The organism is Streptomyces sp. Y7 (assembly GCF_043195415.1).
Taxonomy (GTDB): domain Bacteria; phylum Actinomycetota; class Actinomycetes; order Streptomycetales; family Streptomycetaceae; genus Streptomyces.
This window is the reverse complement of sequence record NZ_JBIDDQ010000014.1, coordinates 188,353-207,174: the sequence shown is the minus strand read 5'-3', so window position 1 is coordinate 207,174 and position 18,822 is coordinate 188,353. Positions and strand designations below refer to the sequence as shown.

Sequence of the window (18,822 nt, the reverse complement as noted above, 5' to 3'; positions counted from 1 at the left end):
CCCCTATCCAGCCCGTCCGGCGTTTGAGGACGAGGCCGTTCAGGCCGATGCGGGGGTCCGGGGGCGGCAGCCCCCGGGGACGGGACGGGTAGGGGCGGCGGGGGCGAAACCCCTCGTCAGTCGCCCGGCGACGGCGGAGCCGTCCGATGCACACTGCGCACCGCGGCCACGTCGGCCGCAACCACGGGCAGCGGAACGTGCGCGCTCAGCACGTCCAGCCGCCGCTTGATGCTCGCCGCGATCCCCTGCCCCAGCACGAACCGGGTGGCAGTGACGGCGTCCCGCGCGGTGTCGAGCAGCCGATGGGCCTCCCGGCTGCGCATACCGGTGTGCGTCAGCACCAGATGGGCGAGCCGGTGCTCCTGCCCCGCGAGCACCCGCGCCATCTCCTCGGCGGCAGCGAGGTCGACCCGGTTGTCCGCCGCCGCGAGCACCGCCGCCGCACGTACCCGCCCGAGATCCAGCAGGGTCACACCGGAAGCGGTGGCCGCCGCCACCAGCCGGGCCGCGGCCCGCGGTCCGATGCCGTTGCTGGCGAGGGACAGCCGGGCGAGCCGGCCGTGCGGCGCCCGTTCCAGGGCGTCGGCCAGGCACAGGGCCCCCGCGTCCCCCAGCCGCGCGGCGGACACGTACAACTCATCGACCGCACCCGCCTCGACCAGCGCGGCCAACGCCCGCGCACCGCGCTCCCCCAGCGGATTGCCGCCGACGAAGAGCCGCTCGATCCGCCGCCCGTTCCCGGCGGCGGCCAGGACCGCGTCGGCCAGGACGGCGACGGCACGCGCGTCGAGCCCGGTCTGCACGAGGTCGAGCGTGCGCAACGACCTGGCGGATTCGACGAGTTCGGCGGCGGCCCGCCCTCCGTCGCCGCCCAGCGGATTCCGCTTGAGCCAGAGACCGGTCACCACCTGCGGCGACGCCCGCAGCCGGTCGGCGATCCGGCAGGCCCCGCCCGCGGTGATCCCGTTGCAGCCGAGGTACAGCGTCTCGACGTCCGTGGCGGTGCCGGCGACCACGGCGGCCCCGTCGTCGCCCAGCCCGTCGGTGCCGAGCAGCAGATGCCGTACCGGAGACGGCCCTTCGGCCAGCGCGTCGGCGACGAGCGCGGCACCCTCGGCGCCCAGTCCCTGCTTGCACAGGTCGAGCCGTCCGTCGGGCAGCGCCGTGCCCGCGGCGAAGTCCAGCCGTTCCCCGGTGGGGCGCCCGGCGCGCAGCCATCGCAGCAGCGGCCCGAGGTCCGCGGTCGGGCGCGGCACCACGGACGACACACCGGCGAAGCCGACCACCGTCGCGGCGTCCACCACCGTCCCGGCGCCCACCACCGCGTCGGCGCCCACCACCGCCTCGATGGCCACCACCCTCTCGGCGTCAACCACCGCCTCGGCGTCCACCGCCGGTCCGTCCGACTCCACCCTCCGACCGACCTCGTCGTTCACCACGCCGCCTCCCGGTAGTCCTTCAGGAACACCCCGGACACCGGATCCCCGGCCTCGCCCCGCACGATCGGGTCGTACACCCGCGCCGCCCCGTCCACGACGTCCAGCGGCGTACGGAAACCGGCCCCGGCCATGCGGGCCTTCTTCGGCGCGGGGTTCTCGTCCGTGATCCAGCCGGTGTCGACGGCGCACATGTGCACGCCCTGCTCGGCGAGTTCGGCGGCGCTGGTGCGGGTGAGCATGTTGAGGGCGGCCTTGGCCATGTTGGTGTGCGGATGGCCCGCCATCTTGTTACGGACGGCGAAACGGCCCTCCACCGCGGTCACGTTGACGACGTAGCGCCGTGGGTGCGGTGCGGCCAGCAGCAGCGGCAGCAGCCGGTCGCACAGCAGCGCGGGCGCGAGGGCGTTGACCAGCTGGGTCTCCAGCACCTCGGCGGGATCGAGCTCACCGAGCCGCGCCGACCAGGAGTTCTCCGGGGACGGGTCGGGCAGCAGTCCGGCCTCGTCGGCCTCACGGAGGGCGAGCGGCAGGGACGCGGCGCCGCTCTCCAGCATCCGCATCGGGGTGAAGCCCGGTGCCCGCCGGGCGCCCTCGGGCAGCGCGTCGTACTCGCCGGCGGCCAGCAGGGCGTAGGACTCCACGGGCCGCCGTACCGTCTGCGCCGCGTTGTTGACGAGGATGTCCAGCGGCTCGCCCTCGCGCCGCAGCTCCTCGCAGAACCCGAGGACCTGGCGCGGGTCGCGCAGGTCGACGGCGACGACGGTGAGCCGGTCCAGCCACTTCTCGCTGCCGGGTGCCTCCCGGAACCGGCGCACGGTGTCGTGCGGGAAGCGGCTGGTCACGAGCAGCTCGGCGCCGTCCCGCAGCATCATCAGCGCCAGCTGGAACCCGATCTTCACCCGGCCGCCGGTGAGCAGTGCCCGGCGTCCGCTCAGGTCGGTGGTCAGGGCGCGCCGGGAGGCGTTGTCCGCGGCGCACCCGGGGCACAGCCGGTGATAGAAGGAGTCGACCTGTCGATAGGGCGACTTGCAGATGTAGCAACCGCGGGGCTTGTGGTACACGCCCGCTTCGCCCGGCGCGTCCTGGAGGGAGGCCAGCGGCGCGTCCTCGCGCCGGTCCACGGCGCCCGTCGAGGTCGCGGCCATCGTCGCCGCGTCCGCCGCCGACGCCTGCGCGTCCCGCACCTTGCGCCGCCGCAGCCGTCCGTCGCGGGCGAAGGACGCGGCGACCTGCTCGGCGCGCAGCCGTACCGGATCGTCCGGGGACAGCGCCCGCAGTCGTCCGACCGTACGGTGAAAGGCGTCGAGCTCCTCCTGCCCGATACCGGAGCCGGTGTCGGTGTCGGTACCGCTCGCGTCGCCCATCGTTCCCGCCCCGAATCGCCGCCCGTGTGGTGGGCTCCGCGGCCCCCTGTACGTGTGGGGCCCCGGCCGGATTCGAACCGGCGTATCCGCCTTGAGAGGGCGGCGAGTCTGCCTCTGCTCCACAGGGCCCACGGACGCGACCCGGGGATCGGATTCGAACCGATGTCTTTCGCCTGGGCAAGGCGAGTGCGCCTGCCTCTGCGCTACCCCGGGCGCGCCCCCGGATCCTAACCGCCGCCCGGACCCCGTCCCCACCGAATTCCGCGCTCGACACGATGGACGCGCACTTCGCTTGAAGGCGGCCCGGAGGCGGTGTTCAGCGTGACATGCGCCTGAGCTCCAGGCGCTCCTTCTCCGACAGGCCGCCCCAGACGCCGAAGCGTTCGTCGTTGTCGAGGGCGTACTCGAGGCAGGCGGAGCGGATCGGGCACATGGCGCAGATCCGCTTCGCCTCCCGGACGGAGCTTCCTGGTTCGGGGAAGAAGAAGTCCGCCCCGGTCTGTGCGCACAGCGCCTCCTCCTGCCAGGCCAGGTCGGGCGAGGTGATCATCGGGATCGTGTCGATGTGCATGCGCAGGATCGTGCCGGGCGGCGAAAAACGTTCGATCAACGCGGGATCAACGCCGCGCCGCAGGGCCCCCGGCCGACTCGATGGTCCCCTTCGCCGCGCCGTGGCGCACGGCGGCGCGCGGGTCCGGAGGAAAACATGGAGAAGCCCGACCGTCACCGACAGTGACCGGCGCCGTGGCCCCGGCAGACGGCGGCATTCCGGCAGCGATTGTCAGTGGGCGGTGCAAGACTCGGCAGTGCAGACAGCGGGACCCTTCCGAGGAGGGCGATGATGCTCACCACCCGTTTCGTCACCGGCGCGCCGAACTGGATCGACCTCGGCACACCCGACATCGAGGGAGCCGGTTCCTTCTACGGCGCCCTGTTCGGCTGGCGGTTCCAGCCGAGCGGCCCCGAGACCGGCGGTTACGGCCTCTTCCAGCTCGACGGGAAGACGGTGGCCGGCGGTATGCAGACCAGCGAGGAACAGGGTCCGCCGTCCTGGACGGTGTACTTCCGGACGCCGGACACGGACGCCACCGCGAAGGCCGCGGAGCAGGCGCACGGCGCGGTCCTGGTGCAGCCGATGGACGTGATGGACCTGGGCCGTATGGCCATCCTCGCGGACAAGGCGGGCGTGTCCTTCGGCTTGTGGCAGCCCGGAACCAACAAGGGACTCGACCTCGTCCAGGAACCCGGTTCACTGTGCTGGCTGGAGCTGTACACGCCGGACGTGCCGGCCGCGGCGGGCTTCTACAACGCGACGCTCGGGATGGAGACCTTCGCCCTCGACTTCTACGGCGGCACCTACACGACGTTCAGCCCCGGCGGCCAGGGCGAGGACGCCATGTTCGGCGGGGTCGTCGACAAGGCGGACGATCCGGCGGAGGCGCAGGGCCCGCCCTACTGGCTGACGTACTTCGAGGTCGCCGACACGGACGCGACGGTCGCCAAGGCCCAGGAGCTGGGCGGCACGGTCCGGATGCCCGCCACGGACCTGCCGGACGTCGGCCGTATCGCCAAGCTCACCGACCCCTACGGCGCCCGCTTCGCGGTGATCAAGAGCGCGCCGGCGCGGAGCTGACGGGGCGGCACCGGGTCCGGCCTACGCGGACGCGCGCCGTATCAGAGTGGTCGGCAGCACCACACTCGACGGCGCGGCCGCGATGCCCTCGTCGGCGGCGCCGCGTGCGAGGCCGCGCAACAGCAGGCGGGCCATCAGCCGGCCCATCTCCTCGATGTCCTGACGGATCGTCGTGAGCGGCGGTTCGGTCTGCTCCGTCACCGGCAGCATGTCGTCGAAGCCGACCACGGCGACATCGTCCGGCACCCGCCGCCCGGCCTCGCGCAGCACCCGCAGTGCCCCGGCCGCGGTGAGGTCGTTGGCCGCGAACACCGCGTCCAGGTCCGGGCAGCGCGCCAGCAGCTCGCGCATCGCGCGTTCCCCGCCGGCCGGTGTGAAGTCGCTCTCGACGATCAGCCGCGGATCGGCGTCCACCATCACGTCGCGGTAGCCGTCGAGCCGGTCCACCGCCGAGGTCTGGTCGAGTGCGCCGGTGATGTGCGCGATCCGGGTGCGGCCCAGACCGGCGAGATGCCGTACGGCGTCGCGGGCGCCGCCGCGGTTGTCCACGTCGACGTACACGACACCGCGCCGGTCGCCGCTCCAGCCGGGCCGTCCGCCGAACACGGTGGGCACGCCGGCGCGCTGGATCAGTTCGGGCAGGGGATCGTCGAGGTGCAGGGAGAAGACGAGCGCCCCGTCGACGTGCCCGCCGGCGAGGTAGCGGCCGACCCGGGCATGGTCGTCCCGGCCCTCGGTGAGCAGCAGCACGAGCTGGTTGTCGTGAGCCGTCAACTCCTTGCTGATGCCGCGCAGTTGCAGGGCGAAGAAGGGGTCGGCGAAGACGCGGGTCTCGGGTTCGGCGACGATGACCGCGATGGCGTCGTGACGCCGGGTCACCAGGCTGCGGGCGGCCTGGTTCGGCACGTAGCCGAGCTCGTCCACGGCCTTGCGGACCCGTTCGACGAGCGGTTCCCGCACGCCGTCCCCGCCGTTGACCACGCGTGACACGGTGGCCCGCGAGACCCCGGCCCGCGCGGCGACGGCCTCCAGGGTGGGGCGCGGGGCTGTGTCGGTCACTGCGTGGCTCCTCATCGACGGTTGCCGATCAGGATAGCCCTGCCACGAACCGCACGTGAGAGCGCTCTCGCCGCGACGACGTTCCCCTCTCGGCACCCCGGGGCAGGACGACCGGCGTTCACGGCATCTCGTGAGCCTGGGGGCCTGCGTTCTCGCCGCCTCCCGAGCCGGACAACCCCCTTCACGGCATCCCCTGAGCAGGACCCCCGACGCTCTCAACGCCACCCGCTCCCGAGCCGAACCCCCCTTCACCGCATCCCCGAGCCGGACCCCCGGCCCTCACGCCATCCCCTCAGCCTGACGGCAGGCGTTCTCGGCATCCCCTCAGCCGGACCGCCGGCGTTCACGCCAGCAGATCGACTCGCCGTCCCCTGCCCGCCCGCTCCGCCGCCCGGTAGGCCTGCCACGCCAGTGCCAGGTCCTGCCAGGGCAGCCCCACGGGTGCGTAGACGCTCCGGCTCGCGGCGCTCACCCGCCCCGGGTGGTCGCCCCGCAGGACATCGCCCAGTTCGGCGTCGGCGGCGGTCGCCGGCAGGCCGGCCGCCGCCAAGGCTCCTGTGCTCGCGGCGAGTTCGCGGTCGTCCACGACGAGCAGCGCGGCGCGCAGCAGATCCGCGGAGAGCTCCTGCTTGTCGGGCTCGTCCGCGCCGAGGCTCGTGAAGTGCTGACCCTCCCGTGTGTCCGCCAGCCGCAGCAGCGGCTGGCGGGCCCAGGTGGCCAGCAGTACGGTGTCGGCGGCCGACGCGACCTCCTGGGCCGAGGCCGCCGGCCGGCCGCCGTGGCGTGCGGCGAACTCCTCGGCCCGCCCGGCGTCCGTGTCATGGACGACGAGGGTGCTGAAGGACCGTAGCTCCGCGAGCCCGCGCAGCGTCAGCTCGGCCTGGGCGCCCGCCCCGACCACCCCGAGGGCGTCCCCCGGACCGGCCAGCGCATGCGTGCCCAGAGCCGCCGCGAACCCGGTGCGCCACGCGGTCACCGTGGCCGAGTCCAGGAGCGCGAGCAGTTCCCCGTCCTGCCCGCTGTGCAGGCAGATGACGCCGCGCAGTGCGGGCCGGGCGCCGGGGAACTTGGCGTTGACCTTCACCGTGTACGCCCCGATGCCCGGCAGGACGCCGGGGATCAGCGCGGTGGCCGTGCCGGGGAACGGCAGGTCGGTGCGCACGCGCTGCCCGGCGACCGTGGCGTCCCGTGCCCGGCGGAAGCCGTCGCGCAGCGCCTCCAGACAGGCCTCGGGTGCCAGTACCGCTTCCAGATCGCTGCGTGTCAGAACAAGAGTCACGCGTCCATGATCCGTCAGTGCTCGTGCGCGGATCCGGAGGCCGGCTCATGGCCGTGTTCGTGCGGCTCGTAGCCGGGAATCGTGCCGTCCGTCTTCTTCACCAGGAAGAGCCCCACCATCCCCATGTCGGAGTGGCTCTGCACATGGCAGTGGTACATCCACGCACCGGCGCCCACCCCCTCACCGGCGATGACCTGGAAGCCGAACGAGTCCGCGGGACCGACGATCTTGTTGTCGATGACCTGGCTGGGGTCGTCGGGACCGGTGAGCATGCCCGTGCGGTTGTCGGCCCAGCGATGACCGTGCATGTGGAAGGTGTGGTAGTACTCGCCGTGCGTGATCATCACGATCTCGACGCGATCGCCCACCGTGGCCTCGAAGTTGGGGCCGCTGTGCGCGGGTTTGTTGTTGATGAGCATGTCGTTGAAGACGATCGCGTGGGTGGCGTCGGGCAGGATGTCGCCCTTGCGCCGCACGATCACCGCCCCGTACAGGCCCTTGCGGATACCGACGGTGCCGTGCTCGGTGCCGACGACATGGTCGTGGTAGTGCCAGTAACCGGCGCTGCCCGCCCGCCAGGTGCCGTCCTTGCGGCGGCCGGGGGCGTGGGTGCGCCAGGTGTAGGTGCGGGTGCCGCCGGGTTCGACGTCGCTCTTGTTGAGCTTGGTCCCGTCGCCGGTGATCTCGTAGTCGAGGCCGTGGACGTGCAGGCTCACCGGTATGTCCATGGTGTTCTCGAACTCGACGTGCAGGGTGTCGCCCTCGTTGAGCTCGATCAGCGGGCCGGGGATGGTCGCCTTGCCCTTCTCCAGGCCGTAGCCCATCTGCCCGTCGGCGAGCTTCTCGGCGTACAGCTTCAGGTGTCTGACCTCACCTCCGGCCGGGGCGGTCCTGGCGGGTGTGTCGGCGCCGACGGCCTCGGGTACCGATCCCAGCGACAACGATGTCGCGACGGTGGCGCCGCCCAGCAGTACACGTTTGTTGAAGCTGCGTCGGTCAAAGCTGCGTCTGTCCATGCCGAACTCCCCACGGCGGTACGGAAATTACGGGGATGAACCGCTGAGACGGTACCGGCCGCTCCCTCGTTTATCCACACTCAGGACAAAGTTCGTCTCAGTCCGGTCATAGGTATTGGCGTGTCGTTCAAAGGGGTCTAGCTTCCATGTCGCTGTTGCTGTGACCGTGGAGGTGCCCATGCACTTACGAGGGTTGAGCACGAGAAGACAGACCTGGGTGGCTGCCGTGACGGCAGGGATCGTCGCCGGCGGGCTGATGGCAGCCCCGGCGGCCGACGCGCGCCCTGCCCCGGAACCACCCCTGACAACGATGTCCATCAAGTCGCCACCAGGCGGCGCCAACGTACGCGTGCTCATCTTCTACGGGTCCGCGGCGGCCGGCGAGGAGTCGCCGCTGGTGAACGCCGGTATCGAGGCGATCGAGAAGATCGGCCTGTCGGGACCCGCCGACCAGCGGTTCAAGACCGAGGCCACGAACGACGCCTCGGTGTTCACCAATGAGACCAGGCTGAGCCGGTTCAATTCCATCGTGTTCCTGACCGGTGGCGGCGACGTCCTCGACCCGGAGCAGGAGGCGGGCCTGGAGGCGTACATGGAGGCGGGCGGCGGTTTCGTCGGCATCCATGACGCCGCCCGCGCCGAGCCGTACTCGGACTGGTTCACCGGCCTGGTCGGCGCCCGCCCCGCGGCCGGCGGCCCGGCGAACGCGCAGCGCGCGGTCGTCGAGGTCGGCGACCGCCGGCACCCGGCCACCAAGGACCTGCCGGTGCAGTGGAAACGGCCCGACAAGTGGCTGAACTGGGCGAAGAACCCCTCGGGTTCCGTGCACACCGTCGCCCGGGTGCGGGAGTCCAGCTACCAGCCGGGTTCCGGCGCCAACGGCTGGGACCACCCGGTGAGCTGGTGCCGCGACTACGACGGCGGCCGCTCCTTCTACACCGGCATGGGCGGCACGGTGTCGTCGTACGACGAGACCGACTTCCGCGCGCATCTGCGTGGCGCCCTGCAATGGACGACCCGGCTGTCCCAGGCGGACTGCAAGGCCACCATCACCGGGAACTACAAGGCCGAGCGCCTCACCCAGCCCAACCAGGCCGGCCAGAACGACCAGATCGGTGAGCCGCACGGCCTGGTCACGGCCCCCGACGGCCGCGTGCTCTACATCGGCCGGGGCGGCGCCGACTCCTCCCAGCCGGTGGTGACCGACTGGAACAACCCCGACATCGGCAAGGGCAAGGGCGAGATCCACGTCTACGACCCGAAGACCAAGAAGGTCACCCTGGCCGGGGCGCTCACGGTGTTCGGCAACAAGGGCGGCGGCGACGAGCTGATCAAGGTCGAGGAGGGGCTTCTCGGCATCGAGCTCGACCCGCGCTTCGAGGAGAACGGGTGGGTGTATCTGCACTACACCCCGCACTCTCAACTCGACCGCGACAAGCAGATGGCCGAGCGGCGCGTCTCCCGCTTCACGCTCGACCTGGCGACGAACAAGCTGGATCTGGGCAGTGAGAAGGTGCTGCTCAAGTGGCCGGTGCAGGTGCACAGTTGCTGCCACGCGGGTGGCGGGATGACCTGGGACTCCAAGGGCAACCTGTACATCGCGACCGGTGACAACAACTCCAGCGGCTTCAGCGGCGGTTACTCGGGCAACAACCCCGAGCCCAACTACAAGGGCGTCTCCTTCGCCGACGCGCGCCGCACCGCCGGCAACACCAACAACCTCAACGGCAAGATCCTGCGCATCCACCCGGAGCCGGACGGCACCTACACCCTGCCGACGGGCAACCTCTTCACCGGCGAGGAGCCGGACGAGGGCGGCGGCAAGACGCGCGGCGAGATCTACGTGATGGGCGTAAGGAACCCGGCGCGCATCTTCGTCGACCAGCAGACCGACATCCTGTACGCGGGCTGGGTCGGCCCCGACGCGGGCTCGCCGTCGACGACCTGGGGTCCGGCCAAGTACGACACGTTCGCCGTCATCACCAAGGCGAGCAACCGGGGCTGGCCGTACTGCATGGGCAACAAACAGCCCTACCGGGACCGCAACCTGCCCGATCCGAGCAAGCCGCTGGGCTGGTACGACTGCGACCACCCGAAGAACGAGTCGCCGAACAACGACGGCCTCGTCAACCTGCCGCCGGTCACCGGCAACAACATCTGGTACTCGCCCCAGGGCGGCGCCCCGGACTTCCCGCGCGACGCGAACGGCGTGCCGTCGTACAAGCAGGAGGAGGCCACCTACGGGCTGCCGTGGCTCAAGGGCGGCGGTCAGGCCGCGATGAACGGTCCGGTGTACCGGTACGACGCGGCGAGCACCAGCGGCACCCAGTGGCCCGCCTACTGGGACGGCAAGTGGTTCGTCGGTGACTTCTACGACGCCGACCAGCCCCGCAACGCGGTGCTCACCGACCCGAAGACCCACGGGGACGGTGGTCTGCCGGTGCACTCGGAGTCGCTGAAGAAGATCGTGCCGATCGGCAACGACGGCATCAAGAACCTCATGGACTGGAAGTTCGGTCCGGACGGCGCGCTGTACGTGCTCGACTACGGCCGGGGCTTCTTCACCTCGGACGCGAAGTCGGCGCTGTGGCGGGTCACCTACACGGGCGGCGGGCCGACGCCGGCCGCCGACCAGCTGGCGAGGGGGGCGCAGTGACACGGCAACGAAGAATGTGGGCGGCCCTGTTGGCCGCACTGCTGGTGGTGCTGGGCCTGCAGGCACTGCCCGCGACCGGACAGCCGCAGCCGCGGCCGGAGGCGGCCGCCGCCGCACAGGTCCTGACCTGGACGGCCGGCGACGACATCACCAAGTACGGCTCGGCGCCCACGACGGCCGTGGCGGGCGCGACGACGATCGTGTTCGAGAACAGCACGGCGACCGGCAACACCACCGGGATGCCGCACACGCTGACGTTCGACACGTCCGATCCCGAGTACAACAACGACGTCCAGCTGAACATCCTCGCCAACCCGAACGACGACCAGGCGGGCAAGCACACCGCCGAGGTCACGCTCACCCCCGGCCGCTACCGCTACTACTGCACGATCCCCGGCCACGGGCAGATGCAGGGCATCCTGGTGGTGACCGAGGGCAGCGGTGAGGACACGACGGCGCCCGAGGCGTCGGCGCACGTCAGCGGGACGCAGAACGCCCAGGGGCAGTACGTCGGTTCGGCGAGCGTGGCGCTGCACGCCACCGACAACGAGGGCGGATCCGGCGTCGACCGCGTCGAGTACGCGGTCGGCGACGAGGGCGCGTGGACGCCGTACGCCGCGCCGGTCGTGGTCGACCAGGTCGGCGATCACAAGATCCGCTACCGCGCGCTCGACAAGGCGGGGAACGTCTCGGCGGAGAAGAGCGTCACGTTCACCGTCGTGGCACCGCAGAGCGACGACACCACCGCGCCGGCGACGTCGGCGACGGTCACCGGTGAGCAGAACCCCGACGGGACGTACGTCGCCATGGCGACCGTCACCGTCTCCGCCTCCGACACCGGTTCCGGCGTCAACACCATCGAGTACGCGATCGGCTCCGGGGCCTGGCAGCCGTACACCGCGCCCGTGATGGTGCACGAGGTCGGCAGCCACACGGTGCGCTACCGCGCCACCGACAAGGCGGGCAACGTCGCGGCCGAGAAGAACGTGCAGTTCACGGTCGTGGCGGCGCCCCAGCCGGACACGACGGCGCCGGTGACGGGCGTGAGCGTGGACGGTACGAGGAACTCGTCCGGGGCGTACATCGGCACCGCCAGAGTGACCGTCACGGCGACGGACGAGCACCACGGCTCGGGTGTCGACCGGATCGAGTACTCGATCGCCGGCGGACCGTACCTCGCGTACACCTCCCCGGTCGTCGTCGACCGCGTGGGCACCCACACCCTGGCCTACCGGGCCACCGACAAGGCGGGCAACACCTCGGCCGCCCGCACGGTGACCTTCACGGTGGTGTCCGGTCAGGTGCCGGCGCCCAACTGCCCCGAGTTCGACGAGCGATTGACGGTGATCGTCGGCACGGTCGACTCCGGTGTCCCCAACCGGCTCACCAACAGCCGGTGCCGGATCAACGAGCTGATCGAGGACGAGAAGGAGTGGACGTCCCACGCGCTGTTCCTCAAGCATGTGACGGCGGTCCTGGACAAGCTCCTCAAGGAAGGCGTCGTCGACCAGCGGGAGTACAACGCGGTGCGCAAGGCGGCCCGCCAGTCCGGGATCGGCAAGCCCGGCCAGACCGAGGGCTACCGCACGATCCTCGACGGCAGCGCGGCGTCGTTCGCCAAGTGGCAGCAGGTGGGCGGCGGTTCGTTCGCACCGAACGGCGACGGCTCGATCACCTCGGGCACGACCAAGGCCGGCCTGGGCATGCTGTGGTTCCCCGAGCGCAAGTACGGCGACTTCTCGCTCAAGCTCCAGTGGCGTGACGACGCCCCGGGTACCGGCAACGCCAACTCCGGTGTGTTCGTGCGGTTCCCGTGGGTCCACGACCACCCGGAGGAGTCACGGCCGGAGTGGGTCGCCATCAAGTACGGGCACGAGGTCCAGGAGTTCGACCGGCCCGACGGCGACATGTACAAGACCGGTTCGGTCTACGGCTTCGACCGGGTGGGGCTCGCCGGTGCCGGCGTCACCCAGAAGGGCACGTGGAACGACTACGAGATCCGCGTGGTCGACCAGCACTACTCGGTCTACCGCAACGGTGTGCTGATCAACGAGTTCGACAACACCGGCGGCCAGGTGTTCTCCCCGCCACGCTCGGACGACCCGGGCACGGACGGGCGGCGCTTCGCCTCCGGCTACATCGGGCTCCAGGTGCACGGCACGACGGACGTGGTCTCGTACCGCGACGTGCGGATCAAGGAGCTGTAGGTTCCGAGGGAGGCGCCTCCGACGGGGGCGTCTCCTTCTTCGCGGCCTTCTTCGCCCGGCTGGGCTGCACCCGCTTCGGCTCCCCCGGCATCTTCGGGTATTCCGGCGGATAGGGCAGGTCGCCCAGCCCGTGTTCCTCCTCGTCGCGGCGGGCGAGGTCCAGCAGGGCCTCCAGGGAGAAGCGGTGATCGTCCATGTCGGCGTGCACGTCGCCGAGTTCGGCGAAGCGCGCGGGCATGGTGGTGATGTCGAAGTCCTGGGGGTGGGCCACCCCGACCTCGTCCCAGCGCAGGGGCGCGGAGACCGGGGCGTGCGGGCGGGGGCGTACGGAGTAGGCGGAGGCGATCGTGCGGTCGCGGGCCGTCTGGTTGTAGTCGACGAAGATGCGCTCGCCGCGCTCCTCCTTCCACCACTTGGTCGTGACCTGGTCCGGCATCCGCCGCTCCAGTTCCCGGCCGACGGCGATCGCGGCGCGCCGGACCTGGGTGAAGGTCCAGCGTGGCTCGATGGGGACGAAGACGTGCAGGCCGCGGCCGCCGGAGGTCTTGGGCCAGCCGCGCAGGCCGCCGAACTCGTCGAGGACGGCGCGCAGTTCATGGGCGGCGCGCACGGCGTCGTCGAAGTCGGTGCCGGGCTGCGGGTCGAGGTCGATGCGCAGTTCGTCGGGGCGGTCGACGTCGTCGCGGCGGACCGGCCACGGGTGGAACGTGAGGGTGCCGTACTGGGCGGCCCACAGGACGGCGGCCTCCTCGGTGGGGCACATCTCGTCGGCGCTGCGCCCACTGGGGAAGGTGATGTGGGCGGTGGGGATCCAGTCGGGCATGTTCTTGGGCGCCCGCTTCTGGTAGAACCACTCGCCGTTCAGGCCGTCCGGGTAGCGCTCCAGGGTGGTGGGGCGGTCGCGCAGGGCGCGCAGGATGCCGGGGCCCACCGCGATGTAGTAGCGGGCGAGGTCCAGCTTGGTGTAGCCGTGCTCCGGGAAGAAGACCTTGCCCGGGTTGGACAGGCGTACCGTCCGCCCGGCCACCTCCAGTTCCACCGCTTCGCCCATGCGAGCCACGGTAGGCGCCCGGCGCACCGCTCGCACACCGGGCGGCGCCGACCGGATGCGAGCAGAATCGTCTGCATGGACCTGCCGGTGATGCCGCCCGTGAAGCCGATGCTCGCCAAGTCGGTGGCGAAGATCCCGCCGGGCATGCAGTACGAGGCGAAGTGGGACGGGTTCCGGGCGATCGTGTTCCGCGACGGGGACGAGGTCGAGCTCGGCAGCCGTACCACGAAGTCGCTGACCAGGTACTTTCCCGAGCTGGTCGCGGGGCTGAAGGCGCGGTTGCCGCAGCGGTGCGTGCTGGACGGGGAGATCGTGATCGCGCGGGAGGGGCGGCTGGACTTCGACGCCCTCACCGAGCGCATCCACCCGGCGGACTCGCGGGTGCGGATGCTGGCCGAGCGGACCCCGGCGTCGTTCGTGGCCTTCGACCTGCTGGCGCTGGCGGACGACTCCTTGCTGGAGACCCCGCTCGCGGACCGGCGGGCGCTGCTGACCATGGCGTTGTCGGGGGTGTCGGAACCGGTGCATGTGGCGCCGGCGACGACCGATGTCGAGACGGCGAAGGGGTGGTTCGAGCAGTACGAGGGGGCCGGTCTCGACGGTGTGATCGCCAAGCCGCTGACGTTGCGCTATCTGCCGGACGAACGGGCCATGTTCAAGATCAAGCACGAGCGGACGGCGGATGTCGTCGTCGCGGGCTACCGGCTGCACAAGAGCGGGCCGATCGTGGGCTCCCTGCTGCTCGGCCTGCACGACGAGCACGGCACGCTCCAGCACGTGGGGGTGTCGGCCGCGTTCTCGATGAAGCGGCGGGCCGAGCTGATCGAGGAGCTGGAGCCGCTGCGGATGGAGGACGCAGCGGGGCATCCCTGGGCGGCGTGGGCCGAGGAGGCGGCGCACGAGTCGGCCCGGCTGCCGGGCGCGCCGAGCCGCTGGTCGGGCAAGAAGGACCTGTCCTGGGTGCCGCTGCGACCGGAGCGGGTGGCCGAGGTGGCCTACGACCACATGGAGAACGGCGTGCGCTTCCGGCACACGGCCCGCTTCCGCCGCTGGCGCCCGGACCGGACCCCGGACAGCTGCACGTACGCCCAGCTGGAGGAGCCGGTCCGCTACGACCTGGCGTCGATCTTCGGCCCGCAGGCGTGATTGCGAGGGCGGGGCGTCCTCACCCGTCCCGTCAGGGCTTCATCAGCACCTTCACGGCGCCGTCCTGCTTCCGCTGGAACATCTCGTAGGCGTGCGGGGCGTCGCTCAACGGCACGCGGTGGGTGGCGAAGTCGTCGACGCCGAGAGGGTCCTCGTCCGTGAGGTACGGCAGGATGTCGTCGGTCCAGCGGCGCACGTTGGCCTGGCCCATCCGTATCTGGATCTGCTTGTCGAACAGCGTGAGCAGCGGAATCGGGTCGGCCATGCCGCCGTACACGCCGGACAGCGAGATGGTGCCGCCGCGCCGCACCAGGTCGATGGCGGTGTACAGGGCGGCCAGCCGGTCGACGCTGAAGCGCTCGGCGAGCGGCGCGCCCAGCTTGCGCGGCAGCAGTGCCGAGGCCTGCTGGGCTAGCCGGGCCGCGGCGCTGCCGTGGGCCTCGGTGCCGACCGCGTCGATGACGGCGTCGGGTCCGCGGCCGTCGGTCCGGTCACGGATGGCGCCGACGAGTTCCTTCTCGTCGTCGAAGCTCCTGAGGTCGAACGTCTCCACGCCCCGCTCCCGCGCCCGCTGCAGCCGCTCGGGCACCAGGTCCACGCCGAACACCCGCCCCGCGCCCGTCACCTGGGCGACACGGCAGGCCATGTCGCCGATGGGCCCGAGGCCGAGCACCGCGACGCTGCCGCCCTCGGGGACCTCGGCGTAGCGGACCGCCTGCCAGGCGGTGGGCAGCACGTCGGAGAGGTAGACGAACCGGTCGTCGGGCGGCCCTTCCGGGATCTTGATCGGGCCGAACTGTGCCTGCGGGACCCGCAGGTACTCGGCCTGTGCGCCCGGTACCGCGCCGTACAGACGGGTGTAGCCGAACAGAGCCGCGCCCATGCCCTCGCCGGTGACCTGGGTGGTCTCGCACTGCGTGGGCAGCCCGGTCAGACACATCCAGCAGTCGCCGCACGCGATCTGGAACGGCACCACGACGCGGTCCCCCGCCTGGAGGTCCGGAACTCCCGCGCCGACCTCCTCGACGATCCCCATCGGTTCGTGGCCGAGGATGTCCCCCGGTGTCATGAACGGGGTGAGCACCTCGTACAGATGCAGATCGGATCCGCACAGCCCGGTGGAGGTGATGCGGATGACCGCGTCCGTCGGTTCCTGGATCCCGGGATCGGGCACGGTCTCCACCCGCACGTCCCGCTTGCCCTGCCAGGTCACTGCCCTCATCGCCCGCGCTCCCTCCGGTCGTCCGCGCACGGCGCTCGTACGGTGGGCGACCCGGGTACCCCCACGCTTCCGGGCCGAATCCGTGCGGGCGGGCCCCCGGCCGGTTCCCGGCCAGCCGGGCGGTACCCGAGGGCGCCCGGTGTGTGGGCCGACCGGCCCTCGCCGCCAGGTCCGATCGACGGAATCCCGGGAAGCGGCGGACCCCACCGGGTATGGGCACCTATGAACAGATAAGCGCACTATTGATGACATGAACCGGACGGGTGGCTACGGGTGACGACAGTGGGCAGACAACGAGCTGCGCGCGCAAGACGCGCCACGACCATGACCGGACTGCTGGCCGCCGGCCTGGCGGCCTCCCTGGCCGCGGGCTGCACGACGTCCGACGGCCCGCGCGACGACGGCCGCGGCCAGAGCAGTTCCGCGGACGGCGAGAGCCGGGCGAAGGGCGGCTCGGTACTGGCCGTGAAGATCGACAACTCCCGTCACGCACGCCCCCACACCGGCCTGAACGAGGCCGACATCGTGTACGTCGAGCAGGTCGAGGGCGGCCTCAGCCGTCTGATGGCGGTGTACGCGCAGAAGCTGCCGAAGGCCATCGGGCCGGTGCGCAGCGCCCGCGAGAGCGATCTGGAGGTGCTGCGCCAGTTCGACCGGCCGACCCTCGCCTTCTCCGGCGCCCAGGGCAAGCTCCTGCCGAAGATCGACAAGGCCCCGCTGAAGGCGGAGCCGCCGGGCAAGGCGTCCGACGCGTACTTCCGCAGCAAGATGCGGCCCGCCCCGCACAACCTGTACCTGCGGCCCCACCGCCTGATGGCGAAGCCGCCCGGCACGTCCGCCCTGACGACCGGCTTCCGCTTCGGTTCCGCCCCCGCGGGCGGCAGGCCCACCGCCACGCAGACGGTGCGCTACGACGCCGCCGAGTACACCTTCACCTGGTCCAGGAGCCAGAAGCGCTGGCTGGTCGGCATGGACGACAAGGCCGCCGGCACGACGGACGGCAAGCGGGTCATGGCCGGCACGGTCGTCGTGCAGTACGTGAAGGTGCGCAAGTCCACGTTCCACGACAAGCTCGGCCACTACACGCCGTACACCGAGACCGTCGGCTCCGGAAAGGCGCGGGTGCTGCGCGACGGGCGGGCCTACGACGTCAGGTGGAAGCGTCCGAAGCCGTCGGACGGCACGACGTTCACGACCGGCGACGGCAAGCGCATGAACTTCCAGCACGGCCAGGTCTGGGTGGTGTACGCGAACGCGTCCTGACCGCCGGGCGCACGCGTGCCGGGCCGGGATCAGGGCCGGGCGACGAGGGGCTCCGCAGGGTTGCGCAGCCCCTCGGCTGCGTCCGCCACCCGCCGGATCAGGTCGAAGAACAGCTTCTGCTCCTCCCCGGAGAGCGGGGCCAGGAACACCTGGTTCATCCGGGCCGTGCGCACGGTGAGCTTCTTGTGGGTGCGCACGCCGTCGTCCGTGAGGCGCAGCAGGAAGCGGCGGCCGTCCTGGGGGTCGCGGACCTTGTCGAGCAGCCCGCGCCGGCCGAGCCGGCTGATCACCTCGGCGATGGTCGACCGGTCCAGCCCGACCCGCTCCCCCACCGTCCGCTGGTCCAGGCCGGGCTCGGCGACCAGGGTGTTGAGCACGGCGAACTGGGGCGAGGTGATCTCCTCGGAGACCATCGTGTTCCACAGCAGGTAGTGCGCCTGCTGGAGCCGCCGGGCCAGATGCCCGGGGTGGGTGGTCAGATCCACGGCGGCCATGCACGCTCCCCTGGTCGTTATCGTCGGTGCACTGAACAATACCCGGCCACATCACGGCTGTCTGCGGCTCGGGCAGCTCCGTCGGCCTCGTATTCGCCGAGGTCTTGACGGCTCCCCGCTCCGGTGGCAGCGTGAGGGACGACCTCGCACGAATAATCAGTGCCCTGACTAATTCGGGTACTGGGGGCGCGGAAGAGATGGGGCTTCTCGGATGGACAAGGTGGTCGCCACGGCCCTGGAGGCAGTGGCCGATGTCGGCGACGGCGCGTCGCTGGCGGTGGGTGGCTTCGGGCTGAGCGGTGTGCCGAACGTACTGATCCAGGCGCTGTACGAGCGTGGTGTGTCCGGGCTGTCGGTCGTCTCGAACAACTGCGGGGCGATGGAGTCCGGCCTCGCGGTGCTGCTGTCGGCGGGCCGGATCGCCCGGGTGACCGGCTCCTACATCGGCGCGAACAAGGAGTTCGCCCGTCAGTACCTGGCCGGGGAGCTGGAGGTGGAGATGATCCCGCAGGGCACGCTGGCCGAGCGGCTGCGGGCCGGCGGGGCCGGGATCCCCGCCTTCTACACCCCGGCAGGTGTCGGCACCCAGGTCGCCGAGGGCGGACTGCCCTGGCGCTACGACGGCTCCGGCGGGGTCGCGCTGGCCTCTCCGCCGAAGGAGGTCCGGGAGTTCGACGGCACCGAGTACGTGCTGGAGCGCGGCATCCGGACCGACTTCGCGCTGGTACGGGCGGCCAAGGGCGACCGGCACGGGAACCTGGTGTTCAACAAGTCCACCCGGAACTTCAACCCGCTGGCCGCGATGGCCGGGCGGGTGACGATCGCCGAGGTCGAGGAACTCGTGGAGCCGGGCGGGATCGACCCGGACGCGGTGCATCTGCCGGGGATCTTCGTGCAGCGGGTCGTGGCGCTCACCCCCGAGCAGGCCGCGGACAAGGGCATCGAGCAGCGCACGGTTTCCGTGCCCCAGGCACGAGGGACGGAGAACTGACC

Annotated in this window: 15 protein-coding genes and 2 tRNA genes; 6 read left to right on the top strand and 11 right to left on the bottom strand. The window is 71.4% G+C overall.

Annotated elements, in window-relative coordinates; genetic code table 11:
* Positions 1–116: 116 nt before the first annotated feature.
* The 5 genes from ACGFW6_RS29365 to ACGFW6_RS29345 all read right to left on the bottom strand — a co-directional run bounded on the left by ACGFW6_RS29365 (position 117) and on the right by ACGFW6_RS29345 (position 3,374).
* Entirely contained in the window at positions 117–1,439 is a 1,323-nt protein-coding gene (locus tag ACGFW6_RS29365; RefSeq protein WP_393516215.1) for a ribonuclease inhibitor, read from the bottom strand.
* A complete protein-coding gene (locus tag ACGFW6_RS29360; protein ID WP_393516212.1) occupies positions 1,433–2,803 on the bottom strand; it encodes an SDR family NAD(P)-dependent oxidoreductase in 1,371 nt (456 codons plus the stop codon). The genes ACGFW6_RS29365 and ACGFW6_RS29360 overlap by 7 nt, the downstream gene beginning before the upstream one ends.
* A gap of 57 nt (positions 2,804–2,860) precedes the next feature.
* Positions 2,861–2,932: transfer RNA gene (locus ACGFW6_RS29355), tRNA-Glu, on the bottom strand.
* Positions 2,933–2,942: 10 nt separating this feature from the next.
* Positions 2,943–3,016, bottom strand: a tRNA-Gly gene (locus tag ACGFW6_RS29350).
* A 103-nt stretch (positions 3,017–3,119) separates the two neighbouring features.
* Entirely contained in the window at positions 3,120–3,374 is a 255-nt protein-coding gene (locus ACGFW6_RS29345) for a WhiB family transcriptional regulator (protein ID WP_393516209.1), read from the bottom strand.
* A gap of 270 nt (positions 3,375–3,644) precedes the next feature.
* Here ACGFW6_RS29345 and ACGFW6_RS29340 point away from each other — a divergent pair, with 270 nt between their 5' ends.
* Positions 3,645–4,436 carry a VOC family protein gene (locus ACGFW6_RS29340; protein ID WP_393516241.1) on the top strand — a complete coding sequence of 264 codons (792 nt, stop codon included), beginning with the start codon at positions 3,645–3,647 and terminating at the stop codon, positions 4,434–4,436.
* 21 nt (positions 4,437–4,457) lie between these two features.
* Here ACGFW6_RS29340 and ACGFW6_RS29335 read toward each other — a convergent pair whose 3' ends face one another.
* The 3 genes from ACGFW6_RS29335 to ACGFW6_RS29325 form a co-directional block, all read right to left on the bottom strand.
* Positions 4,458–5,495: a LacI family DNA-binding transcriptional regulator gene (locus ACGFW6_RS29335; RefSeq protein ID WP_393516206.1), complete on the bottom strand. Its 1,038-nt coding sequence runs from the start codon at positions 5,493–5,495 to the stop codon at positions 4,458–4,460.
* A 343-nt stretch (positions 5,496–5,838) separates the two neighbouring features.
* Complete coding sequence (locus ACGFW6_RS29330; RefSeq protein WP_393516203.1) at positions 5,839–6,774, bottom strand: ornithine cyclodeaminase family protein; 936 nt, start codon at positions 6,772–6,774, stop codon at positions 5,839–5,841.
* A 14-nt stretch (positions 6,775–6,788) separates the two neighbouring features.
* A complete protein-coding gene (locus ACGFW6_RS29325) occupies positions 6,789–7,790 on the bottom strand; it encodes a multicopper oxidase domain-containing protein (RefSeq protein ID WP_393516200.1) in 1,002 nt (333 codons plus the stop codon).
* Positions 7,791–7,968: 178 nt separating this feature from the next.
* Between ACGFW6_RS29325 and ACGFW6_RS29320 the strand changes: the two genes are divergently transcribed.
* Together ACGFW6_RS29320 and ACGFW6_RS29315 are read left to right on the top strand one after the other, a co-directional pair.
* A complete protein-coding gene (locus ACGFW6_RS29320; protein ID WP_393516197.1) occupies positions 7,969–10,446 on the top strand; it encodes a ThuA domain-containing protein in 2,478 nt (825 codons plus the stop codon).
* 14 nt (positions 10,447–10,460) lie between these two features.
* Positions 10,461–12,653: an OmpL47-type beta-barrel domain-containing protein gene (locus ACGFW6_RS29315; RefSeq protein ID WP_393516238.1), complete on the top strand. Its 2,193-nt coding sequence runs from the start codon at positions 10,461–10,463 to the stop codon at positions 12,651–12,653.
* On the opposite strand, the gene ligD is transcribed toward ACGFW6_RS29315, so the two are convergent.
* On the bottom strand, positions 12,640–13,704 hold the full coding sequence (ligD, locus tag ACGFW6_RS29310; protein ID WP_393516194.1) for a non-homologous end-joining DNA ligase: 1,065 nt from the start codon (positions 13,702–13,704) through the stop codon (positions 12,640–12,642). The genes ACGFW6_RS29315 and ligD overlap by 14 nt on opposite strands.
* Positions 13,705–13,779: 75 nt before the next feature.
* On the opposite strand from ligD, the gene ACGFW6_RS29305 reads away from it, so the two are divergent.
* Complete coding sequence (locus tag ACGFW6_RS29305; protein WP_393516191.1) at positions 13,780–14,850, top strand: ATP-dependent DNA ligase; 1,071 nt, start codon at positions 13,780–13,782, stop codon at positions 14,848–14,850.
* Between the two features lie 31 nt (positions 14,851–14,881).
* On the opposite strand, the gene ACGFW6_RS29300 is transcribed toward ACGFW6_RS29305, so the two are convergent.
* Positions 14,882–16,072 carry a zinc-dependent alcohol dehydrogenase gene (locus ACGFW6_RS29300; RefSeq protein WP_393516188.1) on the bottom strand — a complete coding sequence of 397 codons (1,191 nt, stop codon included), beginning with the start codon at positions 16,070–16,072 and terminating at the stop codon, positions 14,882–14,884.
* A 324-nt stretch (positions 16,073–16,396) separates the two neighbouring features.
* Here ACGFW6_RS29300 and ACGFW6_RS29295 point away from each other — a divergent pair, with 324 nt between their 5' ends.
* The gene (locus tag ACGFW6_RS29295; protein WP_393516185.1) at positions 16,397–17,335 is read left to right on the top strand and encodes a DUF3048 domain-containing protein; all 939 of its coding nucleotides are present in this window, start codon (positions 16,397–16,399) and stop codon (positions 17,333–17,335) included.
* Between the two features lie 29 nt (positions 17,336–17,364).
* Here ACGFW6_RS29295 and ACGFW6_RS29290 read toward each other — a convergent pair whose 3' ends face one another.
* Positions 17,365–17,829, bottom strand: coding sequence for a MarR family winged helix-turn-helix transcriptional regulator (locus tag ACGFW6_RS29290; RefSeq protein ID WP_393516182.1), 465 nt, complete (start codon positions 17,827–17,829; stop codon positions 17,365–17,367).
* 211 nt (positions 17,830–18,040) lie between these two features.
* On the opposite strand from ACGFW6_RS29290, the gene ACGFW6_RS29285 reads away from it, so the two are divergent.
* Entirely contained in the window at positions 18,041–18,820 is a 780-nt protein-coding gene (locus tag ACGFW6_RS29285; RefSeq protein ID WP_393516179.1) for a CoA transferase subunit A, read from the top strand.
* The last annotated feature ends 2 nt before the right edge of the window (positions 18,821–18,822 follow it).

Excerpts from the sequence above, each read along its gene's own strand:
- ACGFW6_RS29360 (WP_393516212.1), bottom strand. The coding sequence starts at position 2,803 with ATGGGCGACGCGAGCGGTACCGACACCGACACCGGCTCCGGTATCGGG.
- ACGFW6_RS29345 (WP_393516209.1), bottom strand. The coding sequence starts at position 3,374 with ATGCACATCGACACGATCCCGATGATCACCTCGCCCGACCTGGCCTGG.
- ACGFW6_RS29340 (WP_393516241.1), top strand. The coding sequence starts at position 3,645 with ATGCTCACCACCCGTTTCGTCACCGGCGCGCCGAACTGGATCGACCTC.
- ACGFW6_RS29325 (WP_393516200.1), bottom strand. The coding sequence starts at position 7,790 with ATGGACAGACGCAGCTTTGACCGACGCAGCTTCAACAAACGTGTACTG.
- ACGFW6_RS29320 (WP_393516197.1), top strand. The coding sequence starts at position 7,969 with ATGCACTTACGAGGGTTGAGCACGAGAAGACAGACCTGGGTGGCTGCC.
- ACGFW6_RS29315 (WP_393516238.1), top strand. The coding sequence starts at position 10,461 with ATGTGGGCGGCCCTGTTGGCCGCACTGCTGGTGGTGCTGGGCCTGCAG.
- ligD (WP_393516194.1), bottom strand. The coding sequence starts at position 13,704 with ATGGGCGAAGCGGTGGAACTGGAGGTGGCCGGGCGGACGGTACGCCTG.
- ACGFW6_RS29305 (WP_393516191.1), top strand. The coding sequence starts at position 13,780 with ATGGACCTGCCGGTGATGCCGCCCGTGAAGCCGATGCTCGCCAAGTCG.
- ACGFW6_RS29300 (WP_393516188.1), bottom strand. The coding sequence starts at position 16,072 with ATGAGGGCAGTGACCTGGCAGGGCAAGCGGGACGTGCGGGTGGAGACC.
- ACGFW6_RS29295 (WP_393516185.1), top strand. The coding sequence starts at position 16,397 with ATGACCGGACTGCTGGCCGCCGGCCTGGCGGCCTCCCTGGCCGCGGGC.
- ACGFW6_RS29290 (WP_393516182.1), bottom strand. The coding sequence starts at position 17,829 with ATGGCCGCCGTGGATCTGACCACCCACCCCGGGCATCTGGCCCGGCGG.
- ACGFW6_RS29285 (WP_393516179.1), top strand. The coding sequence starts at position 18,041 with ATGGACAAGGTGGTCGCCACGGCCCTGGAGGCAGTGGCCGATGTCGGC.